The sequence below is a fragment of the Desulfatitalea alkaliphila genome (genome assembly GCF_022968795.1).
GTDB lineage: Bacteria > Desulfobacterota > Desulfobacteria > Desulfobacterales > Desulfosarcinaceae > Desulfatitalea > Desulfatitalea alkaliphila.
In genome coordinates this window covers 1-4,540 of record NZ_JALJRB010000051.1, presented here as the reverse complement: position 1 = coordinate 4,540, position 4,540 = coordinate 1, and the positions used below count along the sequence as shown (strand labels likewise).

The 4,540-nt window shown below is 58.3% G+C and carries 6 protein-coding genes; all 6 read right to left on the bottom strand.

The genetic code is table 11. The features are described 5' to 3' along the window. Positions 1-64: 64 nt before the first annotated feature. Positions 65-616 carry a hypothetical protein gene (locus MRX98_RS21430; RefSeq protein ID WP_246915087.1) on the bottom strand — a complete coding sequence of 184 codons (552 nt, stop codon included), beginning with the start codon at positions 614-616 and terminating at the stop codon, positions 65-67. Between the two features lie 165 nt (positions 617-781). Beyond that, a complete protein-coding gene (locus MRX98_RS21425) occupies positions 782-2,122 on the bottom strand; it encodes an AmpG family muropeptide MFS transporter (RefSeq protein ID WP_246915084.1) in 1,341 nt (446 codons plus the stop codon). Positions 2,123-2,156: 34 nt separating this feature from the next. Further along, positions 2,157-2,612 carry an MOSC domain-containing protein gene (locus tag MRX98_RS21420; protein WP_246915081.1) on the bottom strand — a complete coding sequence of 152 codons (456 nt, stop codon included), beginning with the start codon at positions 2,610-2,612 and terminating at the stop codon, positions 2,157-2,159. A 77-nt stretch (positions 2,613-2,689) separates the two neighbouring features. Further along, positions 2,690-3,151, bottom strand: a complete 462-nt coding sequence (gene sixA / locus MRX98_RS21415; protein ID WP_246915078.1) for a phosphohistidine phosphatase SixA — start codon at positions 3,149-3,151, stop codon at positions 2,690-2,692. A gap of 220 nt (positions 3,152-3,371) precedes the next feature. Then, complete coding sequence (locus MRX98_RS21410) at positions 3,372-3,905, bottom strand: nitroreductase family protein (RefSeq protein WP_246915076.1); 534 nt, start codon at positions 3,903-3,905, stop codon at positions 3,372-3,374. Positions 3,906-4,099: 194 nt separating this feature from the next. Then, the coding region (locus MRX98_RS21405) for a hypothetical protein (protein ID WP_246915073.1) at positions 4,100-4,540 on the bottom strand (441 nt) is incomplete at its 5' end.

Sequence of the window (4,540 nt, the reverse complement as noted above, 5' to 3'; positions counted from 1 at the left end):
AATTCATTTTTTCGCGAGCCCTTGGGTGTCGTAAAGAGCCTTCGGAAAAGAACAGCCCTTGGGCCTATGCGTTGAACGAACGGCTGAACAGATCCTTGATCGCCTGTTTGCCGGCATCCGTCAGATTGCGGGTCCCCGTACCGACGAAGGTTTTGTGCGCGATGACGGGTATGTCTTCCACCCATCCTTTGTCTTTCCATGTGTACCAGCGGTTCCGGTCCTGATCGAAAACACTCAGCGGCCGGTTGAACAGTTTGCCCAATTCCGCCGCCCAGCCCGTACCGCCCTTGACCGTATCGTCCGGCTGAATCCAGCCCACGGTAAAAATCTGCAGCCCGTTGTTGACCATGTGGAAAATGGATTGAATGACTTTGCGGATTTTATCCATTTCGGAGTATTTGCGGTTCATGCGAAGGGAGACGATCTCCATGCTGATGTCGCCCTTCTTCAACTCCTCGGGCGAAAGAAGGACCACTCCTTTCTCCCTTGCCGGCTGGTGACCCGCAAATGAGAAGTTGACCTCCCGAATGCCGAATCGTTCCGCCTGCCGGCCGAATTCGGCTTCCGTACCGCGATGTCCGCCACCGTAATATGTAAATTCAGCTGCCTTGGTCACTTTATTCTCCTGTCTTAAGCTGTTTTTAAAGAAATGAAATTTGGTTTAAAAAGGGATCCTATCACGTCCGGGGTGGATCGCCAAGCAATTGGGATTCTTGATCTCCAAAATATTCAAATGTGGTTATGCTGAAAACCAAGCTGGAGCATGCCGTCTGTGGACTGTTCAGTGATCCGGGTGGGCAATCCGGAGCAGCAGCAGCACCAACACGATCGCCGGCAGACCGATGGCGGCTGTGATCAGGAAGAAGGCGACCCAGCCCACGTTGGCGGCTAAAACGCCGGTGAAGCCGCCTGCAAATTGACCGGGAAGGGTCATCAAAGAACTTAAAAGGGCATACTGGGTGGCGGTAAAGGCCGTTTTGGTCAGGCTGGACAAATAGGCGATGAACACGGCGGTGGCCATTCCCCCGGTGATATTGTCGGCCATGATGGCGATGATCAGGCCATAGCGCTCCGGGCCGATGACCGCCAGCCAGGCAAAGGTGATGTTGGTCGCCGGTGCCATGAAGGCCGTGAAGACCAGCAGCGGTGCAATACCGTACCGGGAGACCAGTATGCCGCCGGTGGCCGCGCCGGCGAGGGTCATCACCAATCCGAAGGCGGCGGCGATGTTGGCGATTGCCTGTTTGCTGAATCCCAGATCGAGATAAAAGGGGTTCGCCATCACGCCCATGAATATGTCGCTGATCCGGAAGGTGGCCACAAACGCCAGGATGGCAATGGAGGCCAGGCCGTAGCGGCGGAAGAAGTCCACCAAAGGCATCACCACGGCACCAATAAGCCAGGCCGCCGCCTGTTTGCGAAAACCCGTATCCAGGGTGTGGGCCATATAGTGATCGACGGCGGAAGGCAATTGCCCGGTGCCGGTGTCGTTTTGTGTTTCCGGCTCCCGGCTGACAAGGGTTGTGATCATGCCCACCGCCATGAGCAGGGCCATGGTCCCGTAGGCCAGTTGCCAGCCGCTGACGGTGGCGAGATGCAGGGCGCCGGCGCCGGCTGCCAGCACGGCCACCCGATAGCCGGTCACATAACTGGCGGCCATGGCCGCTTGCATGTGGCGCGGCGCCGCTTCCACTCGGTAGGCGTCGATGGCCACATCCTGGGTGGCGGAGCCGAATGCCGCCATGATGGCCCAAACGGCAACCAGTCCGAGGTTTTGCAGGGGATCGGTGAACGACATGCCGGCCAGCCCGGCGGCAATCATCAATTGAGCGGCGAACATCCAACTTCGGCGACGGCCGAGCAGTCGCGTCAGCAGCGGCAGGGGCATTCGATCCACCACCGGGGCCCACAGGATTTTGATCGAGTGAGCCATGCCCACCCAGGACAGAAAACCGATGGCGGCCAGTTCCAGACCCAGGTCCCGCAACCAGGCGGAAAACGTGCCCCCCACCAGCAACAGGGGCAAGCCCGCTGAAAAGCCGAGCAACAGCATCCCCACCACCCGGGGGTTGAGATATACCTTGAACCCTTTGCTATGGACCGCCGTCGTGGGGTTGTTCAATTTGATGCAATCTTTGCGGCAAGAGGCGTTGACATCATGGGACGGAAGTGATCCTGTCGCCCGGCTGCACCATGCCGTCCGTCAACACCCTGACGAAGATGCCTTCCCGGGGCATGACGCAGTCGCCCACCTGGTGAAAAATGGTGCAGCGTTGGTGGCACTCCTTGCCGATTTGGGTCACCTCCACCAATGCGCTATCACCGATCCGCATGCGAGTGCCCACCGGCAGCTCCCAGAGGCGGATCCCTTCGGTGGTGATGTTTTCGGCAAAGTCACCACAAACCACATCCAGCCCCTTGGCCTGGATTTTTTGAATGCTCTGCATGTCCAGCAGGCTCACCTGGCGGTGCCAGGGGCCGGCGTGGGCATCGCCGCTCAACCCATGCCCGGCTTTCAATTCGCCCTGGTCGACGTTGCGTTTTTTGATGCCTTTGCGGTCGCTGATGGAAACGGCCAGTACGCGACCGGATAGGGTGGGTACCGATGTCATCGGTTGGGTTCCTTTCGTGCTGCTTGTGGCGCGCCTCATCCGCCGGAGACGAGGTTTCGGTCGTTGGAGCGCCGATCCTATCCCACCTTGGGCATGAGGGCCCAGTGAATTACCGGCCGGGTGGTTTCCGGGTAAAGGTCAAGGCAGATGATGCCGCCGTTTTGCATGCGAAAAATGGGGTACGCACCGCTGCCGACCACCAAGTGGGCAAGCAGGCGCTCCAGGAAGGGCAAATGGCCAACGATCATCTCGTCCTTGTCCAGTTGGAGATCGTGGGCGAAGGCCGCCACGTCGTCCATGGGCCCGATGCCTTCCGCCCGCCGCAGGCCATCCGGCGGCTCGAGGGCCGCGGCCAGGATTTCGGCTGTCTGAACAGCGCGGGGTTTGCCGCTGTGTAAAATGGCCGACACCCGCACGCCGTAGTTGGCGGCCACTTCGGCGATGCGCCGCACATCGGCCGCGCCAGCTTCGCTCAATCCCTGCTGCGGGTCTTTGGCCTTAGGCCGGCTCTTGCCGTGTTGTACGAGATAAAGCGCCATTTTGAGGCCTCCTTCATGCCGTCGAAAGGGGATATAGCATATTCCCGACCCGTATCGAAATCACTATCGAAACCGAAATCGATTTCTTTTCTTCCATTGGTTGCGGCGTGCAACTTACTTTTCGATAGCGATCCCGATCCCGATTTCGATATGGATATGGATCGTATCTATATTGTGACCGGTGCTTCGCCCGGATTCGAACCCTGCAAGAAGGTTTGCTTCATGCCTGGCGGCCGTATTTTTCGTAATGCACCTTGTCGTAGGGCAGGGTGTCGGCGGCGTGGGGCTTTTTCTCTTCCGCCGGATACCCCACGGCCACGATGGCTTCCACTTCTAACTGCGGAGGCAAATGGAGCAGTTCACCGACATAGGCGGCGGCGCTCCGGGCGCTGTCGTGTTTGCGCTCGCGGATCTGGATCCAGCAACTGCCCAGGTCCATATCGGTGGCGGCCAGATGCACATAGATGGCGGCGATGGCGGCATCTTCCACCCACACATCGCACTTGGCCGGATCGGCGCACACCACCACTGCCAGGGCGGCCCCTTTCAGAAACGAACTGCCGTGGGGCTTGGCGGCCGCCAGTTGTTCGATGGTTTGCGGATCGCTGACCACGATGAATTCCCAAGGCCGCAGGCCGCGAGAGGAAGGCGCCCGTATAGCGGCTTCGATCAGCCTATCGATCTTCTCCGGTTCGATGGGACGGGGTTCGTAGCGTCGCACACTGCGTCGTTTGCGGGCCAGATCGATGAACATGAATCCAACTCCTTTTCTATTTTTTCGGTTATACGGTCATGAACCCAACTCAAGTTGGGATTTGCCCCGTTCGAAATCGAAATCGAAGCGAAACGAGGCACAAAACGGACCTGAATCGATTTCGATCCCGATTCCGATTTCGATACTGGTTTTGCCCGCTTCTCATCCTACTTGGGCTTTGTGCATAACCTCATTCAGTGATGATTGCATGGCCGATCGCCGAGCATTCCCGGCACGTAATGGCCGATCAGCAGCGGTAGCAGCACAAAGCCCGTCAAGGTGTACGCGACGATCAGCGCAGCCGCCAATATCGTTTTGTATTTTTCAGAATGCGGAGCGCTAATGCCTTGCCTTTCACGATACGGCTCCCTGCTGGATGCGATGCCATCAACATTCAAAAGCCGGGTTCGCATCCGGCCATCCGTCTGGATGCGCGAGAACGCAATTGGTGTATTGTACACCAAAAATCCGATTGGACCCAAATCGATCCTGTTGCCGCAATCAGGTTTAACCAAACGATGCGCATCACTGGGCCACCGCTGCCAATGGAGATGAATACAGCCGATTGAAGCTTGCCGGACGAAATGGATACCGATGGCCAATGCAGGCCCCTCGTAGGGGCACGGCATGCCGTG

Bases quoted from the DNA above. Each gene is read 5' to 3' on its own strand.
- MRX98_RS21420 (WP_246915081.1), bottom strand. From the start codon at position 2,612: ATGACATCGGTACCCACCCTATCCGGTCGCGTACTGGCCGTTTCCATC.
- sixA (WP_246915078.1), bottom strand. From the start codon at position 3,151: ATGGCGCTTTATCTCGTACAACACGGCAAGAGCCGGCCTAAGGCCAAA.
- MRX98_RS21410 (WP_246915076.1), bottom strand. From the start codon at position 3,905: ATGTTCATCGATCTGGCCCGCAAACGACGCAGTGTGCGACGCTACGAA.